Here is a 19,959-nt window from a genome sequence, read left to right as displayed (position 1 = left end):
AAGACGGGGCGCCGCAAGCCGGGGCGCTTGAACGCCCATGGGGAAAGCTCAGCATCCTCGACCAGGCCTTGCGCGCGGGGGCGGGCATTTATGCATTACCAGCCGCCGCGCGCCATCGGGGGAGCCCGGCGATGTGCGCTGGTGGCCGGCATGGAGGGCAGCCCCGGCCGGGGGCGCCCGGCAGGCGCGCCGCAGCACGAAGCAGCCGCATGGCCAGCCCGATTTCAGTGATCCGCCCCCCGGTGAAGGCGAGCACAGGCGCGGCCCCGCCACGGGCGCGAAGCCGCAGCGTAATCGGCCGTTGCAGGCCGGATGCCGGGATGCAAGGGCGCCTTTTCGCTTTCGGATCGGGCACCGCGCGGATAGCATCGCCTCGCGGAAGGGAAGCATCTCCTGGTGAAGCGCAGGGCCAAGGCAGTGCGGGACGATCCCAGGGCCCCCTGGCGCGTCACCTCGCCCGGCGATCCGGCGATGGCGACGCCCGGCCCCTTTTGCCATGTGCCGGGTGACGCTGCCGCGCCGCGGAACAGCCAGGCCGGGCCGCGTGGGCTGGGCGGTTCAGCCGCCGCAAGGCACGGCCAGCGCCGGCCCCAGCGGCAAGCGGCGAGGAGGATGCATTGAGCGGATCATCCGGGCTTTCTGACGGCATCCCCCCCCGATACCAGGTCGAACGGGAGTTGGGGCATGGCGAGATGGGCCGCGTCGTGGCCGCTTTCGACACCATCCTCGGCCGGCGCGTCGCCATCCGGCTGCTCCCGGCACCGCCACCCGGCGATGCCGCGCAACAACAGGACTTCCAGCGTTTCCGGCGTGAGGCGCAGTTGGCGGGCGGCCTGCGGCACGCGCATATCCTGGGCATCCATGATGTCGGCGCTGATGCCCAATCCGCCTGGATGGTGATGGAAATCGTGGAAGGCGGCACGCTGCGCGAATGGCTGCAGGCCAACCCGGACGCATCCCTCGCCGAGATGACGCGGATCATGGGGCAATTGCTGGACGCCCTCGCTTTCTGTCACGACCAGGGCATCATCCATGGGGATGTGACACCGGCCAACATCATGCTGACCGAGCCCTCCGGCCGGGGCGAAGTCAAGCTGGCCGGTTTCGGTCGCGCGACGCCATTGCGCCAACCGACAGACGATGCCGAAGCGACGCTGATCCTCGGTGCGCGGGGCGCGGCCGAGCGCATCGCCCACCCCGGCGGCCTGGCGCCCGAGCAGTTCACCGGCGGCGCGCCGGACCCACGCACGGATCTCTGGGCGGCAGGCATCGTGCTCTACCAGATGCTGACGCGGGAGGAGCCCTTCACGGGCGAGCCTGCGGCGATCGAGGCCCAGATCCTCGCGGCGGAACCCCTGCCACCCTCGCAGCGCGCCGCCCGCGCCACCCCGGCGTTCGACGCGCTGATCCGGCGGGCGCTGAGCAAGCGGCCCGAGGCGCGGTTCCAGGATGCGCGAAGCTTCGCGGCGGCGCTGCGGGACGCCACGCGGGCCCAGGGCGTTGGGCCCAGCAGCCCGCCCCCGCCCGTCATCCCGCCCGTCATCCCGCCCCCTGCGGCGCGCGGCTGGATCAAATTCGCGGCGGCGGGCGGTGTCGCGGCCATCGGCATCGCGCTGGCGCTGACCCTGATCGGCGGCCCCGAACCGGCGGCGCCCGGTCCCGCACCAATCGCCAACAACGCCGAGCCGCCGCGCCCCGCCGCCGTGGCGCGACTTGAGACGCCGCTGCTGACTCCGACGCCAACGCCCGCTCCGGTGGGCTTGTTGCCGCCGCCCGCGGTCACGCCGGCCGCCCCGGCATTGGTCGCACCTCCGACCAACATCGCGCCGGCCACTCCGGCACCGACCCCACCTCCGACGAGCGTCGCGCCAGCCGCGCCGATACTGGCCGCACCTCCCGTGAGCGTCACGCCAGGCACTCCGACACCCGCCGCAACTCCGGCAACTCTTGCACCGACCGCGCCAGGTGTGGCGGCACCTCTGGCGAGCGTCACGCCGGCACCTCCCGCACCCGCGGCGAGCGCCACGCTGGCCGCACCGGTCCTGGCCGCACCTCCGGCGAACGTCACGTCGGCTGCCCCGGCACTGACCGCACCACCAGCCAACATCACGCCAGCCACGCCGGCACCGGCCGCATCTGCGGCCAATATCACGCCGCCAGCACCGGCACCGGCGGCCCCAGCGGCGAATGTCATGTCCCCGCTCGCACCAGCCGCGCCTTCGGCCCCCACAGCCCTCGCGTTGATCCCGCCGGCGCCGCCAAAGCCCGATCCGGCCCAGCGTGAAGCCGCCATTCAGGCTGCCCTGGCCGACGTCCAGGCGCCGGATCGTTGCGGCCTGCTGCAATCCCGCCGCGAGGGCGATGCCCTGACCCTGACCGGCTTCCTGCACCAGCGCGACGCAGCCCCCCTGCGCGAGGGCCTGGTCGCGGCTGGCCTCTCACCCCGTATCGAGGCCAGCCTCTTCGACGCCCCCTATTGCCCCCTGCTGGCCGCGATCCGGCCCGGGCTGACAGAGGCCCATGCCCCGCCCCGCATCACACCGCGCGCCAGCCGCCTGCGCGACAATGAGCGTCTCGCGCTGGATTTCGAGATGCCGGACTGGCCGGCCACCATCAACCTTTGGTTCGTCATGCATGACGGCCAGGCGCTGCGGCTGCTCGGAGATCTGCCGATGCACGCCGGCGAGCGCCGGATGATGAGTCAGACCACCCCTGCATTTCCCTGGATCATCTCGGAGCCGTTCGGCTTTGAGCTGCTCATCGTCGTCGCCTCGGAGGGTGCCTTGTTCGCCGCGCCACGCCCCATGGAGGAAAGCGTGGATTCACTGACCGAGGCGCTGCGCGGGGCCATGCAGCAGGCCCGCGCCGAAGGCCGGCGCCTGGTCACCCGCGCCGCCATGATCGAGACGATGCCCTGACCCGCCGCCCGGGCGATTTGCTTTCGCCGTGGCACGGCCTCGCCTATAAGCCTCCCGATTTTGGAGGATGCCTGATGAAGAAACTCCCGCGCCGCGCCCTTGTGGCGTTGCCCAGCCTTGCCCTCGCCGCGCCGGCCCTGGCCCAGGCCACCTGGCCCGACCGGCCGGTGCGGATCATCGTGAGTTTCCCGGGCGGCTCCACCCCGGATATCGCGGCGCGCGCCGCCGCCGCGCATTTCCAGCAGGCCTTTGGCCACCCCTTCGTGATCGACAACCGCGCCGGCGGCGGCGGCACCATCGGCGCCGAAGCCACGGCGCGCGCGACGGACGGGCACACGCTGGGGGTGACGATCGGCGGCCCCGGCTCCATCGCGAAGATCCTCAACCCGGCGCTGGGCTATGATCCGGTGACGGATCTGCAGCCTGTCTCGCTGCTGGCGCGCATGCCCCTGGTGCTGGCGGTGAACCCCAATGTGCCGGTGCGCAACGTGGCCGAGCTGGTGGCCTATGCCCGCGCGAATCCGGGCCGGCTCAATTACGGCTCGGTCGGTGCCGGCAGCACCGGCCACATGCTGGTGGCCGAGATGGCGGCGCGGCACGGGCTGGAGATGACGCATATCCCCTTCCGCTCGGTGCCGCAGAGCGTCACGGAAATCGTCGCGGGGCGGATCGAGCTGATGGCCGCGGCGGCGGGCGCCGTGCTGGCGCAGGCCCGGGCCGGCCAGGTGCGGGCCCTGGCCATCTCCGGCGATGCGCGCATGGCGCAATTGCCGGATGTGCCGCTGCTGACCGAGGCCGGTGAGCCGGGTGCCGGCATCTATGCCTGGATCGGCCTTTTCGCGCCCCCCGGCATGCCGGCCGAACGCGTCGCCCGGCTCGCGCAGGAGGCAGGGCGGGCGCTGTCCAACCCCGAGACGGGGCGCACGCTGGAAGCCGCCGGCTTCGAACCGCTCGGTACGCCGCCCGCCCTGCTCGGGGCGCTGATCCAGTCCGAGGTGGCCCATTGGGGGCCGATCATCCGGCGGCTGAATATTCGCCCCGAGAGCTGACGCCGGCGCGCGCGGGGCCACCCGGGCTTGCCTGATGCGCGGGAGGGCTTTGCAGGCCCGGCCAGGCCGGCCGGGCCTTCAGCGCGTGGCGCGGTCCACGGCGCGGCCGGCGCGTTCGACGGGGCCGCTGGGCGGGTCCACCGCATCGCGCACCGCATCTGCGGCGCGGTCCAGGCTCTGGCCGGCGCGCTGGGCCGGGCCCGGGGCCGGCTCGCAGGCCGCGAGGCCGAGGGCGAGCAGCGGGAGGAGATAGAAGGCGCGGATCATGAGCGGATAACCTTGGCGGCGCTGGGCCGGATGGGTGGGGGTCCGCTCTGAACGCGCTGCCGGCCGCCCGGTTGCGCGCATGAAAAAGGGCGGCGCCCCGTGGACGCCGCCCCTGCCCATCCGGTGCGGCCCAGCTCAGTGCCGCGCGGCAGCCTGATCGCGCGTCTTGTAGAGCGAGAAGATGATCCCGCCCGCGATCAGCGCGCCGGTGACGCCGAGTGAGAAGGCCGGGTCCAGCTTGCCGAAGATCTGGTTCCAGAAAATCTTCACGCCGATGAAGACCAGCACCATCGCCAGCGCGTATTTCAGGTATTCGAAGCGATGCACCATCGCCGCCAGCGCGAAATAGAGGGCGCGCAGGCCGAGGATGGCCATGATGTTCGCCGTGTAGACGATGAAGGTGTCCGTCGTGATGGCGAAGATCGCCGGCACGCTGTCCACCGCGAAGATCAGGTCGGCGATGTTGATGATGATCAGCGCGAGGAACAGCGGCGTCGCCGTCAGCGCCAGCTTGCCGGTCTTCTCATCCGGCTCGCGCACGAAGAACTTCTGGTCGTGCAGCTTGTCGGAGACGCGCATGTGCCGCTTCATGAAGCGCACCACGGGGTTCTTCGAGATGTCCGGCTCCGTTTCCGGCACCATCAGCATCTTGATGCCGGTGCCGATCAGGAAGGCGCCGAAGATGAAGAGGATCCAGGAATATTCCTGCACCAGCGCCGCCCCCACCGCGATCATGATGCCACGCAGGATGATGACGGCGATGATGCCCCAGACCAGCGCGCGGTACTGGTATTTCCGCGGAATGGCGAAGTAGCCGAAGATCAGGCTGATCACGAAGACGTTGTCGATCGAGAGCGCCTTCTCGATGAAGAAGCCCGTGAAGTAGGTGACGCCGGCATGCGTGCCGTCGCTCGTCGTGATGTGGCCGGCCGAATAGGCCCACCAGATGAGAATGCCGTAGAGGATGGCAAAGCCGATATAGAAGGCCGAGAGCACGAGGCTTTCCCGGATGCCCATTTCCTTGTCGGTCTTGTTCAGTACGCCAAGGTCGAAGGCGAGCAACGCGATGACGATGGCCAGGAAGCCACCCCACATCCAGATCGGCTTGCCGACCCATTCGAGCAACAGGAATTCCATGATCTCAACTCCTCTGGGCGGGGCCGTGATGGTTTTGCCCCGCGTGATGGCAAAAACATCCGACATCGCGCGGGTGAAGTTTTCCTTCACACGCGCCAGAGGGGCCCGGATCGCCGCTACATGGAGGATTTCTTACGGGAACGCAAGCTACCGATGAACGAAAGCTGAATGAATTTGGTATTGCACGGGCCGCATCGCCGTCCCACATACGGAATATCGGCGGGAGGGTGTTTGCGCTTGGCGCGCGCCCGCACTAGGTTCCCGCCCACATAAGCACCACGGGATCGAGGCGCGACAATGGGTTCTTTCAGCATTTGGCATTGGATGGTCGTTCTGGTCGTGGTCCTGCTGCTGTTCGGCAGCGGCAAGATCAGCGGCCTGATGGGTGACGTCGCGAAGGGCATCAAGTCCTTCAAGGCGAACATCAAGGAAGACGAAAAGCCGGGCGACGCCTCGATGGCGGCGGAATCGGCCCCGCCGGCTGGCACGATTGCCGGCCCGCAGGCCGCGGCCAGCACGGCCCAGCCCGCCGCGACGCCGGCCTCCGGCCGTCCCGCCGCCTGAGCGGCGCACCGGGCCTGGCCCGGATGGACGTTGTGATCGAGAACGGCGTGATTCCAGCCGAAGCCACCGAGGCGATCCGCGCCGCAGGGCGCCGGATGGATGCTTGCGGCTGGGTTCCGGCCACGGCCGGAAATATCTCGCTGCGGCTGGCTGATGGCCGCATCGCCATCACGCGCTCCGGATTTCACAAAGGCTTCATCCCGGAAGATGGCGTGATGGCCGTGGACCTGGATGGCCGGCCAGAAAAAAGCAATCTCCGCCCCTCGGCCGAGACGGGGCTGCATTGCGGCATTTATCGCCGCTTCCCGGCGGCGGGTGCGGCGCTGCATGGCCATTCCGTGCCCGCCACCGTGCTGTCACGGCTGGCTGGCACGCATATCGCACTTGCCGGCTATGAGTTGTTGAAGGCCTTTCCCGGCCTGCCGACGCACGAGGCGGCGATTCGCCTGCCCGTGCTCGATAATGACCAGGATATTGGCCGCCTTCAGGCACGGGTGACACAGCTTTGGGATGCCGAGCCGGCCCACCCGCCGGGCTACTTGATCCGTGGCCACGGCGTCTATGTATGGGCCGAGGATATGCCAGGCGCGCTGCTGCGCCTGGAGGCGCTGGAATTCATGCTCGCCTGCGAGCTGGAAACACGGAGGATGCCGCGATGAGCCGTTTGACCGTCTGGGATGCCGCGACCAAGGCGGAGATTCTCCGCACCGAGGACGCCACCGAAATCGCCACCACCCTGGCCGGTGTCGGCGTGCGCTTCGAGCGCTGGCCGGTGGCCCCGCTGCCCAAGGGGGCCGCGCCCGAAGCGGTGCTCGCCGCCTATAAGCCGCATCTGGATGCCTTCCTGGCCGAGACCGCGGCCGGCACCGCCGATGTGATCCAACTCACGCCGGACCACCCGATGAAGGGCGCCTTGCGGGAGAAATTCCTCAAGGAACACATCCACACCGAGGATGAAGTCCGCTTCTTCCATGAGGGGGCGGGCAATTTCGTGCTGCACCTGAATGGCCGCGTCTATGACGCGCATTGCACCCAGGGCGATCTGATCAGCGTGCCGGCGAATACGCAGCATTGGTTCGACAGTGGCGATGCGCCGGATTTCACCGTGCTGCGCGTCTTCACCGAAACCACCGGCTGGACGCCGCACTATACCGGCACCGACATGGCGGAGCGCTTTCCGGTCGTGGTCGGCTAGGCCTTATCCCCACGAAGCTTTCGCCAACGCAACCGCCGCGATGCGGCGTTTGCGCCGTCGAAATCTTCGTGGGGGCCCCGGTGGTGCGGCTCCTGGGGGGCGCGCCGTTGCGGCGGCGCCGATCGGAGGGCTGCTGGTCTTGAGAGGGTTGTTGATGATCACGCATATCCTCTCCGATATCGAGGGCACGACGACCGCCATCGCCTTCGTGCATCGCAGCCTGTTTCCCTATGCGGCCTCGGCGCTGGAGGATTTCCTCGCGCAACACGGCGATGATCCGGAGGTGGCGGCCATCCTGGCGGAAGTGCCGGGCGACAAGCTCGCCACCCTGCGCGGCTGGATGGCGGCGGATGCGAAGGTGACGCCGCTCAAGGCGCTGCAAGGGCTGATCTGGCAGCAGGGCTACGCGGATGGCGCGCTGCGCGGCCACCTCTGGCCCGATGTCGCGGCCAGCCTGCGCGCCTGGCATGCGCGCGGCCTGCATCTGGCGATCTATTCCTCGGGCAGCGAGGGCGCGCAGCGCCTGCTGTTCCGCCATTCCGAGGCGGGCGACCTCGAACCCCTGTTCGAAGGCTTCTTCGATACGCGCCTGGGCGCCAAGCGCGAGGCCGGCAGCTATGCCCGCATCGCGCAGGCCTGGGCCGTGGCGCCATCCGCGATCCTGTTTCTCTCCGACGTCGCGGAGGAGCTGGATGCGGCGCGCGAGGCCGGCCTCGCCACCTGCCAGCTGGTGCGGGCCGAGGATGGCACGCTCGCCTCGGGCCGGCATCCGCAGGCGGCGGATTTCCACGCGGTGAACGCCTTGCTCCCGGCGTGACAGGCACGATGCCGGCGGTTAGAAGCCCTGTGACCGCCATCCCCGCGGAGTGCCGCCCATGCTGACGACCTACACCGTCGAGAACGGTCACCTCGCGGTCCGCGATCATGAGCGCGATCCGGATGCGCTGCGCCGCGCCGCCTGGATTGACCTGCTGCAACCCTCGCTGGAGGAGGAGCACGCGGTGCAGGCCGCCCTCGGCATCGAGGTGCCGACGCGTGAGGAAATGCAGGAGATCGAAAGCTCCTCCCGGCTGTATCGGGAGGGCGAGACGCTCGTGCTCACGGCGAATTTCCTCTACGGCGCCGATACGGGGGAGTTCAGCTCCACGCCCATCTCCTTCGTGCTCACCGCCAATGCCCTGATCACTGTGCGTTACGCCACACCCAAGGCGTTTCCCGTCTTCACCGCGCGCTGCCAGAAGACGCCGGCGCTGGTGGCCAGCGGTGACGCCGTGATGCTGCATCTGTTCGAGCAGATCGTGGATCGCCTCGCGGATATCCTGGAGCGCATCAGCAGCGACATGGACCGCGCGAGCCACAACATCTTCCTGCGCGGCGTGCCCGATGCCGCGACCAAGCGCGAGCGCAACCTCAAGGAAGCGCTCCTGACGCTGGGCCAGGTGGGGGAAGTCACCACCCGCGCCTCGGAAACACTGCTCGGGCTGAACCGCATCCTCACCTTTGTCGGCGCTGAAAAGGCGACGGCGGTGCGCAAGGAAAATCAGGGCACCATCAAGACCCTGGTGCGTGACGTGCGCTCCCTCGTGGAATACGCGAATTTCCTGAACAGCAAGGCGACCTTCCTGCTGGACGCCGTGCTGGGCATCATCAATGTCGAGCAGACGAACATCATCAAGACCTTCACCGTGGTGAGCGTGGCCTTGATGCCGCCGACGCTGATCGCCTCCATCTACGGCATGAATTTCCAGCACATGCCGGAGCTGGAATGGACCATCGGCTACCCCCTGGCGCTGGGGCTGATGGTGGCGACGGCGGTGCTGCCGATCTGGTATTTCAAGCGCAAGGGGCTGCTGTAGGGCGGCGTCCAATCCGGCCGCCCGGCGGATTCGCCCATGGTTTGGGCGGGACGCCAGCGCCTCGGGCAATCCGACGCTGCCTGGCTAGCCACCGTGGCTCGGGCCGGCTTGACCTGGGGCGGAAGCCTGTCTTCTGTGGGGCTCTGTCCAGGAGCTTTCCATGCCCGCCACCCACCGCATTCCCGCCACCCCCGAGACCATCCGCTGGGGCACTTTCGATGGCAGCTTCAAGCCCATCCTCGAAGTGGAGAGCGGCGATCTCGTCATTCTGCAATGCGTCTCGGGCGCGCCCGATGTCGTCGCCGAAGCCGAAGCGCTCGGCCTCGCCATCCCGCCCGCGCTGGTCGCCATCCATGCGAGCAACCCACCGCGCCTGGGGCCACATATCCTGACCGGCCCCGTCGCCGTGAAGGGTGCGATGCCCGGCGATGTGCTGCGCGTGGATATCGAGAAGATCGAGCTTGGCGCCGAATGGGGCTTTTGCGGCTTCCGCCCGTTGGGCGGCACGCTGCCGGAGGATTTCCCCTATCGGCGCATGCTGCACATCCCGGTGGATCACGAGAAGCGCACGGGCCTGGTGCCGATCGGCGGCGGCATCACCCTGCCGCTCAGCCCCTTCTTTGGCGTGATGGGTGTCGCCCCGCCGCCGGAATGGGGCCCGATCAGCACGAAGGAACCGCGCGCCCATGGCGGCAACCTCGACAACAAGGAAATCGGCGAGGGCGCGACGCTGTTCCTGCCGGTGCATGTCCCGGGCGGCAATTTCTCGGCAGGCGACGGCCATGGCGTGCAGGGCGATGGTGAGGTCTGCATCAACGCTCTGGAAATGTGCCTGACCGGCCATTTCCGCTTTACCCTGATGAAGGACGCCAACCTGCTCTATCCGCGGGCCGAGACGCCGACGCACTACATCACCATGGGCATGCACGAAGACCTGGACGAGGCGATGAAGAAGGCGCTCAGGGAGATGATCGGCTTCATCACCAGCCGCACCAATCTGAGCCCCGCCGATGCCTATCAGTTCTGCTCGCTGGCCGTGGATTTCCATGTGACCCAGACGGTGAACGGCGAAAAGGGCGTGCATGGCCTGCTGAAGAAGGGCCTTTTGTTCTGAGGCGCCGCTGGCAGAGCCTGCCCGTTTATAACTCGGGTGGGCTTTGCTAGGGTCCAGGGTCACAACTCCTGGAGAAACCCATGCGCCGCCTGGCCCTTTTGACCATCCTGCTGGCGCCGATCACCGCCCAGGCACAGGATGCCTTCTGCAATGGCCTGCGCCAGATCGTGCAGGCCGCGGCACAGGATTTTGCGGAATTGCCGCAGGGCACGCATTACCTGCATGGCTCGGTGAATGAGCGCCGGGCCGTGGCGCCGCCGGTCCAGGGTGGACCGCCGCGCGCGGTCTATTACGCCGTGATGCTGCGGGACAATTCGCCCCGCGCCTTCACCCTGGCGGATGGCCATATGCGCAGCCTGCAAACCGATATCACCCGCTGCCTGCCCCAGGCCCAGGCCTCCGGCGTTGGCAGCAATGACCGCGGCTCCTTCCAGACCTGGACGCTGGAGCGCGCGGTGGTCGGGCTGCGGCGGGAGGATAGCCGGGGCTTTGCGTCCTCCACCGAGATCGAGGTCTCGATCACATCGCGCTGGTGACACAAGGGTTTCAAGGGGCCTCCGGCGGCTGGGGCCATTGGCCCCAGACCCCTTGAAGCAGAATGGGGTCTGGGGCCCGCGGCCCCAGCCGCCGGAGGCTCTTTTCCTGCATCCAACCGGATGATGCTCGGTCCCTCGCGACATAAAAAAACCCTCCCGACCGGGAGGGTTTTTCATGTTCAGCCAGGAGGCGAAATCAGGCCGCCTCGCCCTTGACCGGCAGGCCTTCGGCCTTGCGGCTGGCGCGCTTGCGGTCATTCGGATCCAGATGGCGCTTGCGCAGCCGCACGGCCGAGGGCGTGACCTCCACCAGCTCGTCATCCTCGATATAGGCAATCGCCTGCTCCAGGCTGAGCTTGCGCGGCGGGATCAGCAGCAGCGCGTCATCCTTGCCGGCGGCGCGGATGTTGGTCAGTTTCTTTTCCTTGACCGGGTTCACTTCCAGGTCATCGCCGCGCGAATTCTCGCCCATGATCAGGCCGACATAGACCTTCGCACCCGGGTCCACGAACAGCGTGCCGCGCTCCTGCAGGGCGAAGAGCGCGTATTGCGTCGTCTCGCCATCGACATTGGAGATCAGCGAGCCGTTGCGCCGGCCTTCCATGACGCCGGCCCAGGGCGCGTAGCCATGGAACAGACGGTTCATGATGCCGGTGCCGCGCGTGTCGGTCAGGAATTCGCTGTGATACCCGATCAACCCGCGTGAGGGCATGATGAAGGTCAGGCGGGTCTTGCCGCCGCCCGAGGGCCGCATGTCCTGCATCTGCGCCTTGCGGATGGAGAGCTTCTCCACGACGACGCCGGTATAGGCATCATCCACATCCACCAGCACTTCCTCGAAGGGCTCCTCGCGGGCGCCGGTCTCGGGGTTGTCGCGCATCAGCACGCGCGGGCGGCCGATGGTGAGCTCGAAGCCCTCGCGGCGCATCTGCTCGATCAGAACGCCGAGCTGAAGTTCGCCACGACCGGCGACCTCGAAGGCATCCGTCTCGCTGGAGACGGTGACGCGGATGGCGACATTGCCCTCCGTCTCGCGCTCCAGGCGGTCCCGGATCTGGCGGGAAGTGACCTTCTTGCCCTCGCGGCCACCCAGCGGGCCGTCATTCACGCGGAAGGTCATGGCGAGCGTGGGCGGGTCCACCGGAATGGCGGGCAGCGGCACAGGCTGGTCGGGGGCGCAGATGGTGTCGGGGATGGTGGTGTCGGACAGGCCGGCGATGGCGATGATGTCGCCCGCATGCGCCTCCTCCACCGGCACGCGCTCCAGGCCGCGGAAGGTCAGCAGCTTGGTCAGGCGGCCGGTTTCCACCGTGGTGCCATCGGCGCGCAGCACCTTCACCGGCATGTTCATCCGCGCCGTTCCCTGCTCGATGCGGCCGGTCAGGATGCGGCCGAGGAAGTTGTCATATTCCAGGATCGAGGCGTTCATCGCGAAGGGCGCATCCGGCAGCACCGTGGGCGCCGGCACGTGTCGGACGATGAGGTCGAACATCGCGTTCAGATTCTCACGCGGGCCGTCCATGCTCTCATCCGCCCAGCCCTGGCGGCCGGAGGCGAAGAGCATCGGGAAATCGAGCTGCTCGTCATTGGCGCCGAGATTGGCGAAGAGGTCGAAGATCTCGTCATGCACCTCATGCGGGCGGGCATCCTGGCGGTCCACCTTGTTGACCAGCACGATGGGGCGGATGCCGCGGGCCAGCGCCTTGGTCAGCACGAACTTGGTCTGCGGCAGCACCCCCTCGGCGGCGTCCACCAGCAGCACGCAGCCATCCACCATGGAGAGGATGCGCTCCACCTCGCCGCCGAAATCGGCGTGGCCGGGGGTGTCCACGATGTTCAGCTTGACGCCATGCCACTCGACGGCGGTGCATTTGGCGAGGATGGTGATGCCGCGCTCCCGCTCCAGGTCATTGCGGTCCATGGCGCGCTCGGCGACCTGCTGGTTCTCGCGGAAGGTGCCGGCCTGCTTCAGCAATTGGTCCACCAGGGTGGTCTTGCCGTGGTCAACGTGCGCGATGATGGCGAGGTTACGCATGGGCATGGATCAGGACTTCCGGGCATGGGTGATGCCCGGGACGCGGATGGCCCGGGCGGCGTGTCACTCAATTGTTGCAGTTGTTGGACTTGTGCGGCGCACAATGGTCAGCGCTCACGGCGCACTCATAGGGGCAAGCCGCCAGGATTGCCAGAGAAGAAGTCATTGCGCCCCATCCCTGGGCGGGAACCTCCCCGGACGGAGGCACATGGCCGCTGCTCTGGACTTGGCACGCTGTGGCGAACATGCCCTTCTCCGTCAGTCCGTTTGGAACATGGAGCCATGCCAGCCTGGATCTTCGCCGCCCTTCTCCTGGCCCTGCCCGGCCAGGCCCAGGCCCAGGCGAATTGCATCGCGCAAAATCTGATGCGCTTGCTGGAGGGGCGGTCCATGCCGGGTTCGGGCGGGACCTTCAATTATGCCGTTCGGGTCGTGAACGCCGTCAACCGCCCGTTGCGCTTCGAGGTCACGGTCCGGCTTCCCGCGGTGCAGCCCAATCGGTCGCTGTTGGGGCGGCGCTTCACCCTGCAGCCGGGGCAGGAGCAGGTGATCGTCTATGGCAACGGGCTTGAGCTCTCCAACCCGTCGCGCATCATCAGCGGCATCCAGCTCACCTGCTTCTGAGGCCCGGCGCCTGGCTCAGAGGCGGGGGGCTCACCGCGCCTTGACGGGCCGGTTGCCATGGCTGTCCGCCGGCACGCCCCGTGCGAGGGACATGTGGCTGTGCACGGCGATCCAGGGCTCGGCATCGCCACCGGGAACCAGGATCAGCGTGGTGCGGCCCGGCCGGTCGAACACCGCCCCATCGGGGGCGTAGCCGGTCGAGGTGAAGGGCGCGATCGCGACCGCCATCTTCCCATCCGGGCTGGCGAGCACGCGGGTGACATCCAGCCGGAAGGTGAAATCGCTGGTCCTGGGCCAGACCGATTCCCACTGGCGGTCACGGAAGGTCTCCAGCCCCTCGACGATGGGCTGCACCGTGCCGAAGGCGATGATGCGCGGGTGCCAGAAGGGATAGGCGCTGCGGTAATCCACCTCCCGCACCGTGGCCGAGAAGCGGGAGAGCCAATCCAGGATGGCAGCGCGGATCGCGGGCGGCGCCTCGGGCAGGTCCGGCGTCACGGCCGGGCGCGCCGGGCCGGGGCAGGGCGGTCCAGCGCGGTCAGCGCCGCTTCGATCTCGCGCTGGGCGAGGGCGCGGTCATTGCGGAACAGCGCGGCGCGGGCGGCGGCGATGCGGCCGATCGGGCCGTCCTGCACCGCCTCGCCAGCGCGGGCGGGCAGGGTGCTGCGCGTCAGCAGGCGGGATTCGGCGCGCTCCAGGAACTCATTCGCCTGGCCGGCCCGGCCGGCGCGCAGCGCGGTGGCGGCGGCGCGCAACTGGCCCGCCGCGTCATCCAGGCTGGCCGCATCGGCATCGGCCGCGTCACGCCGTTGGGCCTGGACGCCGGGGGGCACGTCCGGGTTGCGGCGCTGGCGCTGCAATTCCTGGATCGAGTCCGGCGCCGAAGCCTGGCTTTGTGCCATGAGGTTGGCGGACGGGTGCCGCTCGTCGTGATGGGCGAGGGCCGGCGTGGCGAGCAGCAGCGCTGCCGCGATCAAAACGGGACGCATCGGTGAATCCTCCTATCCGACCAGGGCCTTGAGATCCGCCTGCGGGCGGGCGCCATAATGGCTGATGACCTCGGCCGCCGCGATGCTGCCCCAGCGGCCGGCTTCGGCCAAGGGCAGGTCCCGCGTCCAGGCGGCCAGGAAGCCTGCCGCATAGGCATCGCCCGCGCCGGTCGTGTCCAGCACCTTGGTCGGCTGGGCCGGCACCGCGTGCCGCGCGCCACCGGAAAGGATGACCGAGCCATGCTCGCTGCGCGTCAGTGCCGCGATTTCCACATCCTGCGCCACGCGCTTTGCTGCCGCCTCGAAATCCTCGGTCTCATAGAGGGCCAGGATTTCCGCCTCATTGGCAAAGAGGATGTCGCATTCCTCGGCCACGAAGGCACGGAAAGCCTCGCGGTGGCGGCCGACGCAGAAGGGGTCCGACAGGGTCAGCGCCACCTTGCGGCCGGCGGCATGCGCGGCCTTGGCGGCGGCGCGGAAGGCAGCCTGGGCGGCCGGCGGATCGAACAGATAGCCCTCCAGATAGACCACCTTGGCGCGCGCGACCTCGGCCGCGTCTACATCCTCCGGCCCGAAGGTCACGCAGGCGCCGAGGAAGGTGTTCATGGTGCGCTGCCCATCGGGCGTCACCAGGATCAGGCAGCGTGCGGTGGGCGCGCCGGACGCCAGCGGTGCGGTCGGGAAATGCACGCCCGCCGCCTTGATGTCATGCGCGAAGACCTGGCCCAGCTGGTCAGCCGCGACCTTGCCGAGGAAGCCCACGCGGGCGCCGAGTGCCGCGGCGACGGCGCAGGTATTGGCGGCCGAACCGCCCGAGCTTTCGACGCCGGCCGGCATGGCGGCGTAGAGCGCCTCGGCCTGGTTCGTATCGATCAGCTGCATGCCGCCCTTGGGCAGGCCGCGGCCGGTGAGAAAGGCATCATCGGTGGGGGCGAGCACATCCACGATGGCGTTGCCGATGCCGAGAATATCAAGGGAGGGGAGGCTCATGCGTGGGGTTCTTCCAGGTGGCGGCGAGGGCTGGAGGGGTAGCCTCCCGCGCGATGAATTGCAAAGCGGCGGCAGAATCTTCGCAACTGGACGTTGCCGGGGGGGGCTTTGGCGTTCTACACCCCCTCCCTCGCACGAATGTTGAAGGATCGCCCGCATGTCCATCTTCGGTCGCAAAAAGGATGAAACACCCGACTCCAGCCAGGAGCCAGGCGGTGTGCCGACGCAGCGTGATGCGGAGCTGACCATGCCGGCCTATCGCGCGCCGGCCGCCAATAGCGCGCCGATGGGCATGCCGCCCAAGCCGAACAACGCCCCTGTCCGCCCCGGCGTGCCGGCCCCGGCCGCCATGGCGGCCCGCGGCGGCCCGGTGACCACCAACACGACCGAGCGCCGCACGCTCATCGTCGGCCGCGGCATCAGCCTGCAGGGCACCGTGGCCGATGCCGAGCGCCTCGTGGTCGAGGGCACGGTGGAAAGCCAGATGATCCAGGCGGCCGAGCTTTCGGTGGCCCAGACCGGCGTGTTCCGCGGTGAAGTCCAGGTCGAGGACGCCGAGATCGCCGGCCTCTTCGACGGCACGGTGACGGCGCGCGGCAGCCTGATCGTGCGCTCCACCGGCAAGATCAAGGGGATGGCGCGCTACAAGAAGCTCTCCGTCGAGGAAGGTGGCCAGATCATCGGCAGCATGGAAATGCTGCAGGGCGAGGGCTGAGCGCCAGGGCCTCCAGCCACGGCCATGCGCTGTGGCAGGGCCCACTGAAAGAGCCTTGCGATTCCAACGGGCATCCACGCTCAGGCGCGTTGTTTCGCAGGCGCCGGTCCGATCCATCCCCCCGCCGGATTTTGGCGTGGGACTCAGCTTGCGGGATATTCGTGGGATGCCGCGTTGGGTGATTTTCCTCCTGCTTCCCCTCGCGGCTTGCGCCGGCGGGGGGGAAGATGATGCCGCCGCGGCGGCGATGGCCGCGCATCGCGCCAGCCTCGAAGCCCTCGGCATGCCCCAGGCGGCGGCCAGCCCCGGCCCGCGTCCGACCGCCAGCGCCCCCATCGTCACGACGCCCGGCTGGCATGCTTCCGGCCTGCTCGGCGCCTCGCCCGAGGCGGTGCGCGCGGCCCTGGGCGAGCCCCTGCTGCGCCGCGCCGAAGGGCCGGCCCAGATCTGGCTCTATACCGGCGGCGGCTGCCAACTCGACATCGTGCTTTACACGGGGGAGGCCGGGCCTCGTGTCGCCCATATCCAGGCGCGCGCCGGCGGCATCGCGCAGCGCACCGAGGCCTCCTGCCTGCGGGATATCTCCGCCCAGGCGACGCGCCCGCCTGCCGCCCCCCCCACGCGCATCCCGTCTTCCCTCGGCCAGGGGGTCGAGTTCGACGTCTGATCGGCCGCCGGGACCACCCGCGCCAGGCCAGGGTGCCCCGCGCCCATGATGCCCTATGTGGATGCCTTCGTGCCGGCCTTCGGGCTGCTGGCGCTCGGCGCCCTGCTCAAGCGGCGGCTGCTGCCCGATGACGCGGTCTGGGCGGGGATTGAGCGGCTGATCTTCTGGGTGCTGCTGCCGGCCTTGCTGGTGGCCGCCATCGGCTCCGTCCGGCTCGGCGAATTGCCGGTGCTTGGCATGATGGCGGCGATCTGGACGGCGCTGGCCATCGGCACGGCGGCGTCATTGCTGATCGCCAGGGGGTTTCGCCAGCCGCATGGCGCCATGACCAGCGTGCTGATGGGCGGCATCCGCTTCAACAACCTGATCGGCTTCGCGGTGGCGGGCGCCTTGTTCGGCGCGCCGGGGGTGGCGTTGGGCGCGGTCGCCACGGGGCTGATCGTGCCTTTCGTGCAATTCGTCACCAACACGGCCTTCGCGGCGGGCGGCGGGCGGCGCTTCCAGCCCTGGGCCGTGCTGCGGCAGATCCTGCTGAATCCGCTGATGCTGGCCTGCCTGGTCGGCTTCGCGGTGGCCTGGGCGGGTGGGCTGCCGCCGGGTATCAAGCCGCTGCTGGAATCGCTGGGCCGGGCCTCGGTGGCGCTGGGGCTGCTGGCGGTGGGGGCGGCACTGTCGGTCAGCGCCATGGCGGATCGGGTGGCGCTGCAACTCATCACCAGCGCGCTCAAGCTGATCGTCATGCCGGGGCTGACGCTGCTGCTGTGCCTGTGGCTGGGGCTGGAGCCGCTTTCGACGGCCATGGCGGTGCTGTTCATGGCCCTGCCTACCGCCGCCACCTCCTATGTCATGGCGCGGGCGATGGGGGGGGACGCGCCGCTGATGGCGGCCATCACCTCGACGGAGCATCTTTTCGCGATGGTCAGCCTGCCGCTCTGGCTGCTGCTGGTGAAACGGCTCACCGGCCTGGGCTGACGCCGGGGCGCGGCGCACCCAGCGCAAAGCCGGGTGTTGCAGCGACCCATGCCCCCCGGGCCCGAATCCGGGCAACGCAATCTTCATTCCTGTCTTGGTAAGGATGGCCCGGAACCAAGAGGACCGCGCCAGCCCCCATGTCCAGTCCCGCCCTCAGCCCTGCCCCCAGCCCTGGCCAAAGCCCCGCCCTTGGCCGGACGCCGCCCGCACGCGAAGCCGGGCGCAAGGATCCCACGCTGCTGCACGCGCATGCCACCATGGGTTCCATGCTCGCGCATGGCGTGGCGCCGAGCCCGGCCAATTACCTGATCTGGTACAGCTATCACAGCGATGCGACGCCCGGCCTGCGCAGCGCCATGGATGGCCGCCTCGCCGCCGCTGCCGCCGCAGGCCAGCGCCTGACCGCGGCCTGCATGGAGGAGCTGCATGCCCAGTTCTTCGCCGCCGAGCGGGAGGCGGGCACCCTGCAGGAAATCGCCACCCGGCTGGAAGGTGTCGTCACGGAGGCCGTCGGCCTCGTGCAGGACGCGCGGGAGGATGCGCTGCGCTATGGCGGCACGCTGAACCAGGCCTCGGGCCGCCTGGCGGGCGAGCCGCAATCGCTCGGCGCGCTGCTGCGGCGGCTGATCGCCGAGACGCTCGAAGTCTCCCGGCGGAGCGAGGCGGCGGCGCGCAACCTCGCCGAAACCTCCCGCAAGACGCGCGAATTGCAGAGTGAGCTGGCCGAGGCGCGGCACCTGGCCACGACGGACCCGCTGACCGGCCTGGCCAATCGCCGCCAGCTCGACCACGCCTTGCAGGAGGAGGCGGCCGCGCAGAAGCCCTTCGCCCTGCTGATGGTGGATCTCGATCACTTCAAGGCGGTGAATGACAGCCATGGCCATCCGGCCGGGGATCTGGTGCTGCGCCATGTGGCGGGGCTGCTGGCCGAGATGACGGGTGCCGAGGCGCTGGCGGCGCGCTTCGGGGGCGAGGAATTCGCCGTGATCCTGCCGATCGGCGGCCTGCGCGAGGTGTTGGCCATCGCCGAACGGCTCCGCGCGGGCATCGGCGCATCCGCCATCGCCATCGGCCCGGCCGGGCAGCGCATCAGCGTGACGGCCTCGCTCGGTGTCGCGATGGCCGGCCGGGGGGAAGCGCCCGCCCGGCTGATCGAGCGCGCCGATGCCGCGCTGTACGAGGCCAAGCGCGGCGGCCGCAACCGCGTCTGCAGCGATCCGCCCCTGCCCAAGCCGGAAAGCGTCTGGAACTGAGGGCCCGGGCCTGGACGACAGCCACCCTTGGAAGTCATCTTGCCGCACCGCATGATGCAGCGGCCCCAAGGAGAATCCGCATGCCCCGCCCGACCTCTTTCCCTGTGACGCGCCGCCTGCTGACCGGTGCGGCGCTGGCGCTGCCCGCCCTCGGTGGCGCGGCCCGGGCGCAAGCATTCCCGGACCGGCCGCTGCGCTGGATTGTCGGCTACCCGCCCGGCGGCGCCTCGGACAGCTTCGCGCGGCTGATCGGCGCGCAGATGGGCAGCAGGCTCGGCCAGAATGTGGTGGTGGAGAACCGGCCGGGCGGCGGCGCGCTCCTCGCGAGCGAGACGGTGGCCCGCGCCCCGGCGGATGGGCACACCTGGATGCACGTGGATAACGGCATCCTCACCTACAACCCCGCCCTTTTCGCCCGCATGCCGATGAACCCCGATGCGGATTTCACCGGCGTCGGCTTCATCGGCCGCTTTCCGCTCTACATCGTGGTGCGCACGGAAAATGCGCCGCGCAGCTTCGCCGAATACCTCACCGCCGCCCGCACCCGGGCACCCACCTATGGCACGCCCGCCGTCGCCTCGCCGCACCACCTGGCGATGGAACTGGTGAAGCGCCGCACCGGGCTGGACGCGACGCATGTGCCGTATCGGGGGGGGCCGGCCTCGATGCAGGATCTGCTCGCGGGGAATGTGGATTCGGTGGTGATTGATACCGCTACAGGCCTGCCCTTCATCCGCGATGGGCGGGTGCGTGCATTGGCCGTGCTGAGCAACGCGCGCGCGCCGCAGCTGCCGGATGTGCCCACCATGGCGGAGCTCGGTCACGCCAATACCGTCGCCTATGGCTGGCAGGGCATGTCGGTGCCGGCGGCCACCCCGGCCCCCATCATCGCGCGGCTCTCGGCGGAGATGATCTCGGCCATCCAGTCGCCCGAGATCAGCAGCCGGATGGCGACGCTGGGCATCGAGTACCAGCCCTGGACGCCGGCCGAATTCAACGCCTTCGTCGCCACCGAGAACGCCCTGTGGCGGCCCTTGATCCGGGAGCTCGGCATCCGGCTGGATTCGTGAGCGGGACG

General features: G+C 69.2%; 21 protein-coding genes. 15 read left to right on the top strand and 6 right to left on the bottom strand.

Annotated elements, in window-relative coordinates; translation table 11 throughout:
• Positions 1-617: 617 nt before the first annotated feature.
• Positions 618-2,918, top strand: coding sequence for a serine/threonine protein kinase (locus tag LHU95_RS19845; protein ID WP_248708684.1), 2,301 nt, complete (start codon positions 618-620; stop codon positions 2,916-2,918).
• Between the two features lie 74 nt (positions 2,919-2,992).
• A complete protein-coding gene (locus tag LHU95_RS19840) occupies positions 2,993-3,967 on the top strand; it encodes a tripartite tricarboxylate transporter substrate binding protein (protein WP_248708683.1) in 975 nt (324 codons plus the stop codon).
• A gap of 78 nt (positions 3,968-4,045) precedes the next feature.
• Here LHU95_RS19840 and LHU95_RS19835 read toward each other — a convergent pair whose 3' ends face one another.
• Positions 4,046-4,234, bottom strand: coding sequence for a hypothetical protein (locus tag LHU95_RS19835; RefSeq protein WP_248708682.1), 189 nt, complete (start codon positions 4,232-4,234; stop codon positions 4,046-4,048).
• A gap of 135 nt (positions 4,235-4,369) precedes the next feature.
• A complete protein-coding gene (locus tag LHU95_RS19830) occupies positions 4,370-5,371 on the bottom strand; it encodes a TerC family protein (RefSeq protein WP_248708681.1) in 1,002 nt (333 codons plus the stop codon).
• A gap of 297 nt (positions 5,372-5,668) precedes the next feature.
• On the opposite strand from LHU95_RS19830, the gene LHU95_RS19825 reads away from it, so the two are divergent.
• The 7 genes from LHU95_RS19825 (at position 5,669) to LHU95_RS19795 (ending at position 10,636) form a co-directional block, all read left to right on the top strand.
• Entirely contained in the window at positions 5,669-5,935 is a 267-nt protein-coding gene (locus tag LHU95_RS19825) for a twin-arginine translocase TatA/TatE family subunit (RefSeq protein WP_248708680.1), read from the top strand.
• Between the two features lie 23 nt (positions 5,936-5,958).
• Positions 5,959-6,594 carry a methylthioribulose 1-phosphate dehydratase gene (locus LHU95_RS19820; RefSeq protein WP_248708679.1) on the top strand — a complete coding sequence of 212 codons (636 nt, stop codon included), beginning with the start codon at positions 5,959-5,961 and terminating at the stop codon, positions 6,592-6,594.
• Positions 6,591-7,130, top strand: coding sequence for a cupin domain-containing protein (locus LHU95_RS19815; RefSeq protein ID WP_248708678.1), 540 nt, complete (start codon positions 6,591-6,593; stop codon positions 7,128-7,130). The genes LHU95_RS19820 and LHU95_RS19815 overlap by 4 nt, the downstream gene beginning before the upstream one ends.
• Before the next feature lie 154 nt (positions 7,131-7,284).
• On the top strand, positions 7,285-7,947 hold the full coding sequence (mtnC, locus tag LHU95_RS19810; RefSeq protein ID WP_248708677.1) for an acireductone synthase: 663 nt from the start codon (positions 7,285-7,287) through the stop codon (positions 7,945-7,947).
• A 58-nt stretch (positions 7,948-8,005) separates the two neighbouring features.
• Entirely contained in the window at positions 8,006-8,986 is a 981-nt protein-coding gene (locus tag LHU95_RS19805) for a magnesium transporter CorA family protein (RefSeq protein ID WP_248708676.1), read from the top strand.
• Between the two features lie 160 nt (positions 8,987-9,146).
• Positions 9,147-10,100, top strand: coding sequence for an acetamidase/formamidase family protein (locus LHU95_RS19800; RefSeq protein ID WP_248708675.1), 954 nt, complete (start codon positions 9,147-9,149; stop codon positions 10,098-10,100).
• Between the two features lie 80 nt (positions 10,101-10,180).
• Positions 10,181-10,636: a hypothetical protein gene (locus LHU95_RS19795; protein ID WP_248708674.1), complete on the top strand. Its 456-nt coding sequence runs from the start codon at positions 10,181-10,183 to the stop codon at positions 10,634-10,636.
• A gap of 196 nt (positions 10,637-10,832) precedes the next feature.
• Here the strand turns inward: LHU95_RS19795 and typA are convergent, their stop codons facing one another.
• Entirely contained in the window at positions 10,833-12,677 is a 1,845-nt protein-coding gene (typA, locus tag LHU95_RS19790) for a translational GTPase TypA (protein WP_248708673.1), read from the bottom strand.
• Between the two features lie 276 nt (positions 12,678-12,953).
• On the opposite strand from typA, the gene LHU95_RS19785 reads away from it, so the two are divergent.
• Entirely contained in the window at positions 12,954-13,295 is a 342-nt protein-coding gene (locus LHU95_RS19785) for a hypothetical protein (RefSeq protein ID WP_248708672.1), read from the top strand.
• Between the two features lie 30 nt (positions 13,296-13,325).
• Here the strand turns inward: LHU95_RS19785 and LHU95_RS19780 are convergent, their stop codons facing one another.
• From LHU95_RS19780 to LHU95_RS19770, 3 genes are read right to left on the bottom strand one after another with little or no spacing between them, the layout of a single operon-like run.
• A complete protein-coding gene (locus LHU95_RS19780) occupies positions 13,326-13,793 on the bottom strand; it encodes a nuclear transport factor 2 family protein (protein ID WP_248708671.1) in 468 nt (155 codons plus the stop codon).
• Positions 13,790-14,284 carry a hypothetical protein gene (locus LHU95_RS19775; RefSeq protein ID WP_248708670.1) on the bottom strand — a complete coding sequence of 165 codons (495 nt, stop codon included), beginning with the start codon at positions 14,282-14,284 and terminating at the stop codon, positions 13,790-13,792. The genes LHU95_RS19780 and LHU95_RS19775 overlap by 4 nt, the downstream gene beginning before the upstream one ends.
• A 12-nt stretch (positions 14,285-14,296) precedes the next feature.
• Positions 14,297-15,274 carry an adenosine kinase gene (locus tag LHU95_RS19770; protein WP_248708669.1) on the bottom strand — a complete coding sequence of 326 codons (978 nt, stop codon included), beginning with the start codon at positions 15,272-15,274 and terminating at the stop codon, positions 14,297-14,299.
• Between the two features lie 157 nt (positions 15,275-15,431).
• Between LHU95_RS19770 and LHU95_RS19765 the strand changes: the two genes are divergently transcribed.
• The 5 genes from LHU95_RS19765 (at position 15,432) to LHU95_RS19745 (ending at position 19,951) form a co-directional block, all read left to right on the top strand.
• Entirely contained in the window at positions 15,432-15,989 is a 558-nt protein-coding gene (locus tag LHU95_RS19765) for a polymer-forming cytoskeletal protein (protein WP_248708668.1), read from the top strand.
• A gap of 166 nt (positions 15,990-16,155) precedes the next feature.
• Positions 16,156-16,656 (top strand): hypothetical protein, encoded by a 501-nt coding sequence (locus LHU95_RS19760; RefSeq protein ID WP_248708667.1) that lies wholly within the window; start codon positions 16,156-16,158, stop codon positions 16,654-16,656.
• Between the two features lie 45 nt (positions 16,657-16,701).
• The gene (locus tag LHU95_RS19755; protein WP_248708666.1) at positions 16,702-17,628 is read left to right on the top strand and encodes an AEC family transporter; all 927 of its coding nucleotides are present in this window, start codon (positions 16,702-16,704) and stop codon (positions 17,626-17,628) included.
• A 137-nt stretch (positions 17,629-17,765) separates the two neighbouring features.
• The gene (locus LHU95_RS19750; protein ID WP_248708665.1) at positions 17,766-18,881 is read left to right on the top strand and encodes a GGDEF domain-containing protein; all 1,116 of its coding nucleotides are present in this window, start codon (positions 17,766-17,768) and stop codon (positions 18,879-18,881) included.
• Between the two features lie 80 nt (positions 18,882-18,961).
• Positions 18,962-19,951: a tripartite tricarboxylate transporter substrate binding protein gene (locus LHU95_RS19745; protein ID WP_248708664.1), complete on the top strand. Its 990-nt coding sequence runs from the start codon at positions 18,962-18,964 to the stop codon at positions 19,949-19,951.
• Positions 19,952-19,959: the final 8 nt, after the last annotated feature.

Origin of the sequence: Sediminicoccus sp. KRV36 (assembly GCF_023243115.1) — a bacterium.
Taxonomy (GTDB): Bacteria; Pseudomonadota; Alphaproteobacteria; order Acetobacterales; family Acetobacteraceae; genus Roseococcus.
The sequence above is the reverse complement of the archived record's forward strand: the minus strand, read 5'-3'. Positions and strand labels throughout refer to the sequence as shown.

Excerpts from the sequence above, each read along its gene's own strand:
- LHU95_RS19840 (WP_248708683.1), top strand. The coding sequence starts at position 2,993 with ATGAAGAAACTCCCGCGCCGCGCCCTTGTGGCGTTGCCCAGCCTTGCC.
- LHU95_RS19835 (WP_248708682.1), bottom strand. The coding sequence starts at position 4,234 with ATGATCCGCGCCTTCTATCTCCTCCCGCTGCTCGCCCTCGGCCTCGCG.
- LHU95_RS19830 (WP_248708681.1), bottom strand. The coding sequence starts at position 5,371 with ATGGAATTCCTGTTGCTCGAATGGGTCGGCAAGCCGATCTGGATGTGG.
- LHU95_RS19825 (WP_248708680.1), top strand. The coding sequence starts at position 5,669 with ATGGGTTCTTTCAGCATTTGGCATTGGATGGTCGTTCTGGTCGTGGTC.
- LHU95_RS19820 (WP_248708679.1), top strand. The coding sequence starts at position 5,959 with ATGGACGTTGTGATCGAGAACGGCGTGATTCCAGCCGAAGCCACCGAG.
- LHU95_RS19815 (WP_248708678.1), top strand. The coding sequence starts at position 6,591 with ATGAGCCGTTTGACCGTCTGGGATGCCGCGACCAAGGCGGAGATTCTC.
- mtnC (WP_248708677.1), top strand. The coding sequence starts at position 7,285 with ATGATCACGCATATCCTCTCCGATATCGAGGGCACGACGACCGCCATC.
- LHU95_RS19805 (WP_248708676.1), top strand. The coding sequence starts at position 8,006 with ATGCTGACGACCTACACCGTCGAGAACGGTCACCTCGCGGTCCGCGAT.
- LHU95_RS19800 (WP_248708675.1), top strand. The coding sequence starts at position 9,147 with ATGCCCGCCACCCACCGCATTCCCGCCACCCCCGAGACCATCCGCTGG.
- LHU95_RS19795 (WP_248708674.1), top strand. The coding sequence starts at position 10,181 with ATGCGCCGCCTGGCCCTTTTGACCATCCTGCTGGCGCCGATCACCGCC.
- typA (WP_248708673.1), bottom strand. The coding sequence starts at position 12,677 with ATGCCCATGCGTAACCTCGCCATCATCGCGCACGTTGACCACGGCAAG.
- LHU95_RS19785 (WP_248708672.1), top strand. The coding sequence starts at position 12,954 with ATGCCAGCCTGGATCTTCGCCGCCCTTCTCCTGGCCCTGCCCGGCCAG.
- LHU95_RS19775 (WP_248708670.1), bottom strand. The coding sequence starts at position 14,284 with ATGCGTCCCGTTTTGATCGCGGCAGCGCTGCTGCTCGCCACGCCGGCC.
- LHU95_RS19770 (WP_248708669.1), bottom strand. The coding sequence starts at position 15,274 with ATGAGCCTCCCCTCCCTTGATATTCTCGGCATCGGCAACGCCATCGTG.
- LHU95_RS19765 (WP_248708668.1), top strand. The coding sequence starts at position 15,432 with ATGTCCATCTTCGGTCGCAAAAAGGATGAAACACCCGACTCCAGCCAG.
- LHU95_RS19760 (WP_248708667.1), top strand. The coding sequence starts at position 16,156 with ATGCCGCGTTGGGTGATTTTCCTCCTGCTTCCCCTCGCGGCTTGCGCC.
- LHU95_RS19755 (WP_248708666.1), top strand. The coding sequence starts at position 16,702 with ATGATGCCCTATGTGGATGCCTTCGTGCCGGCCTTCGGGCTGCTGGCG.
- LHU95_RS19750 (WP_248708665.1), top strand. The coding sequence starts at position 17,766 with ATGTCCAGTCCCGCCCTCAGCCCTGCCCCCAGCCCTGGCCAAAGCCCC.
- LHU95_RS19745 (WP_248708664.1), top strand. The coding sequence starts at position 18,962 with ATGCCCCGCCCGACCTCTTTCCCTGTGACGCGCCGCCTGCTGACCGGT.